The organism is Kitasatospora putterlickiae, assembly GCF_039527695.1.
Lineage (GTDB): Bacteria > Actinomycetota > Actinomycetes > Streptomycetales > Streptomycetaceae > Kitasatospora > Kitasatospora putterlickiae.
Genome location: NZ_BAAAKJ010000381.1, coordinates 7,055 through 10,010, shown reverse-complemented (window position 1 = coordinate 10,010; position 2,956 = coordinate 7,055). Strand labels below are relative to the sequence as shown.

5 protein-coding genes are annotated in these 2,956 nt (G+C 76.7%); 1 reads left to right on the top strand and 4 read right to left on the bottom strand.

Going from position 1 to position 2,956, the window contains the following annotated elements:
- The coding region (locus tag ABD308_RS33410; RefSeq protein ID WP_344343407.1) for an MFS transporter at positions 1-646 on the top strand (646 nt) is incomplete at its 5' end.
- Positions 647-720: 74 nt separating this feature from the next.
- On the opposite strand, the gene ABD308_RS33405 is transcribed toward ABD308_RS33410, so the two are convergent.
- The 4 genes from ABD308_RS33405 to ABD308_RS33390 all read right to left on the bottom strand — a co-directional run.
- On the bottom strand, positions 721-1,074 hold the full coding sequence (locus ABD308_RS33405; protein WP_344343405.1) for a hypothetical protein: 354 nt from the start codon (positions 1,072-1,074) through the stop codon (positions 721-723).
- 140 nt (positions 1,075-1,214) lie between these two features.
- Positions 1,215-2,012, bottom strand: a complete 798-nt coding sequence (locus tag ABD308_RS33400; protein ID WP_344343403.1) for a class I SAM-dependent methyltransferase — start codon at positions 2,010-2,012, stop codon at positions 1,215-1,217.
- A gap of 18 nt (positions 2,013-2,030) precedes the next feature.
- Positions 2,031-2,231 (bottom strand): hypothetical protein, encoded by a 201-nt coding sequence (locus tag ABD308_RS33395; protein ID WP_344343401.1) that lies wholly within the window; start codon positions 2,229-2,231, stop codon positions 2,031-2,033.
- 85 nt (positions 2,232-2,316) lie between these two features.
- Positions 2,317-2,956, bottom strand: a 640-nt coding sequence (locus tag ABD308_RS33390; protein ID WP_344343399.1) for an MATE family efflux transporter, incomplete at its 5' end; no start/stop codon positions are given.

The following is a 2,956-nucleotide window of genomic DNA, read 5'->3' as shown; positions in this document are numbered from 1 at the left end:
CGTCGTCGGCGCGGCCTTCGCACGCCATGAGCGACGCGGCCGCAACCCGCTGCTGCCGCCCGCCGTTCTCCGGGCCCCGGCGGTGGCCCCGGCACTGGGGGTGCTGCTCGTCGCGTCGGCGGCGCTCTTCGGCACGCTCTTCCTCGCCACCTACTTCCTGCAGGACGTGCTCGCCCTCGATCCGCTCGCCAGTGCGCTGCGGGCGCTGCCGCTGGCGGTGGCGATGGTGGTCGCCGCGCCCGCCTCAGCCGCCCTGGCCCACCGCCATGGGCCGCGCCGCACCGTCGTCGCGGGGATGTCCTCGATCACGCTGGGCACCCTCGCGGTCGCGGCCCTGCGGCCGGGCGCCCCGGCGCTCGCGATCGGCGCGGCCTTCCTGCTGCTGGGCGCCGGTTTCGGGGCGGTGATGGCCACCGCGACGGCCGAACTCGTCCGCGCCGCCCCGGTGCGCGACGCGGGCGTGGCGGGCGGGCTGCAGCAGACGGCGATGAACATCGGCCCCGCTCTCGGCGTGGCGGTCGCCGCCACCGTGACCGCCGGCCGTCCCCTGGTCGACGCCCTCCCGTCCGCCCTCGCCGTCCTGGCCGCCACCGCCGCGGCCGGCGCGCTCCTCGCCACCCGCCTCCCGGCGGCGCGCACGGCGTGACCTCCGTCGAACGGGCCCGGCCCGGCCCCGGTTTCAGGGTCGGGCCGGGCGGGCGGCGGCGTTTCAGCCCCGGGTTACGGCGCCGGGGTGGAACCCTCCGGCGCGTTGGCGTCCACGGCACCCGCGTCCACCGGGGACGAGGTGGCACCCGCGGCGAAAGCGGCCCAGTCGGGGTTGATGCCGTCGGTGGGCCACTTCGCCTCCGCACCGTCCGTGGACCAGCCGGAGTCCGCGCCGTCCGGAGCCGGCCACTTGGCGTCCGCGCCCGCGGTGGGCCAGCCGATGCCCGCGCCGTCCGGAGTGGGCCAGTTGGCGTCCGCGCCGGCGGCGGGCCAGGCGGTAGCCGTGTCGGCGGCACCGGCGGCACCGGCTCCGGTCAGGAACAGGACCGTGGCGGCGGCACCGGCCACGCAGAGCAGTCGTCTCATGAGAACCTCCTCGGTGGGGTTGAACTCCGCCAACAGTTCCCGCACGATCCATCCGGGTAACCGGCCATTCGCATGACCACGTCATGCCATGAGCTCCACCGGGTGCTCAAGTGGCCGACCAGCGGCGGATCGGGGGCGGATCAGCGGCGCGCGAAATAGGTGGCGGTGTCGCGGTTGCCGAGCCAGCGGAGGGTGAGAGGGCAATGGGACACCGGGCGCCAGTGGGCGGCGAGTTCGGCGAAGAAGGCCGGGTCCGCGCACAGGCCGCCGGCGCGGTCGCCGACGTAGAGGAGGCCGGGACCACGGTAGGCGCGCAGGGCGTCGACGGCCATCGGGTCACGGTGCGGGGGCCACAGCAGGGCGAGCACCCGGTCGGGGTGGGCGGCGGCGTCCTCGGCGGCCCGCCCGGGGCGGACCCCGGTGTACTGGAAGCGGTCGGTGAATCCGTTGTGCTCGGTGCGGGCCTCAGCGTCGGTGGCCAGCACGTCGATGCCGCGGGCACGCAACAGCCAGGCCCAGTAGCCACTGCCCGCGCCGACCTCCAACAGGCCCCGGTCGCCCAGGCGCTCGGCGATCCAGTCCACGGCGGTGCGCGAGGCCAGGGCCCAGCTGTAGACCCGGGAGAGCTCCTGCCGCCGGGGCACCGGCGGGCCGAACCCGGCCGGCAGGTGGTCGAACACCTCGATCACCGTCCGCGCCCGGTCGCCGTGGCGCAGCGCCGGGTACCACAGCAGCGGCACCATCTGCGGGTTGTGCGCGGCGAACTCGACGTCCTGCTCGGGCAACAGGTCGTCGAGCCGGCGGAACGGCCGGCCCCACCCGGGGTGGTACAGCTCGGACCGGCCGGCCCAGAGCCGGATCAGCCGCTCGGCCGTCCCGGCGACCATCCGGGCGGTGGGGTCACCGGGGCGTTCCGGCGGCACCGTCGGCTCGGTCATCGGGCGTCCGGTGGCGTGTCAGAGCGCCATGTGGTCCTGGATCGCGAGCCCGTCCGGACCGTCGCCGGGCACCCCGAGCAGGCTCATGTGCGCCTCGACGACGATGCCGGGGGCGTCGGCGGGCTCCTGGACCGCGCTCACACCGCTCACCACCGCGGCGGCGGCGAGCGCCGCGGTGGCGGCACCGATCAGGGCGGTGTGACGGCTGCTCGGTTCCATTGCTCCACCTTCGGTTCCGGGAGATCGATCGTGTGCAGCTTAGGCAGGCGCCTTTCGTTCGCTCAACCGAATTTCTGACGCCCGTTCAGGAGCGTCGGCGGCCGTCCCTGAGGTCCCGGCGGCCGGTCGGGAGCGAGGACGCAGGAGGCGCGGCAGCGCGAGTGGGACGACGGTGCCGATGGCCGTCCCGGCCCGGAGGCCGTGGACGCCGAGCGAGGTCGACGGGGTGGCGCCGGAGGCGAGCCAGGTGGTCAGGCCGGGCAGTACGGCGAGCACCAGCGGCCGCCCGGTGGACGCCGCCGAGGGCGGCCATCCGCAGGAAGCCGACCGCCGGGTCGTCGGTGGACAGCCGCGCGACCGGGACCGCGGCCGCCACGCGGAGCACGGCGGCGCCGGTGCCGAGGGCGGCGGCCAGCCCGGCGGTGCCGCGACCGCGGGAGCGCACGACCCCCGCGGAACCGGCCCCGGTCAGCCGGGCGGCCTCGACGGCGGCGCCCTGCCGGACGGCGTAGAGGGCCATGGTGACGATCAGCAGGACGCGGTAGCCGATCCCGTACCCCGCCACGGCGGGCACGCCCAAGGAGGAGACCAGCGCGAGTCGCGCGGCACCGACGCCCATCCGCGCGGGGAAGTCCAGGCCGAACGGCGCGTCACCGGCGGTGATCGCACGGGCCTGGGCAGCAGCCCGCCCTTCGCCGCCGGCAGCCGGGGGCGGCGCCGGGGCC

What these genes read in the sequence shown, in the direction of transcription:
- ABD308_RS33400 (WP_344343403.1), bottom strand. Translation starts at nt 2,012, where the DNA reads ATGACCGAGCCGACGGTGCCGCCGGAACGCCCCGGTGACCCCACCGCC.
- ABD308_RS33405 (WP_344343405.1), bottom strand. Translation starts at nt 1,074, where the DNA reads ATGAGACGACTGCTCTGCGTGGCCGGTGCCGCCGCCACGGTCCTGTTC.
- ABD308_RS33395 (WP_344343401.1), bottom strand. Translation starts at nt 2,231, where the DNA reads ATGGAACCGAGCAGCCGTCACACCGCCCTGATCGGTGCCGCCACCGCG.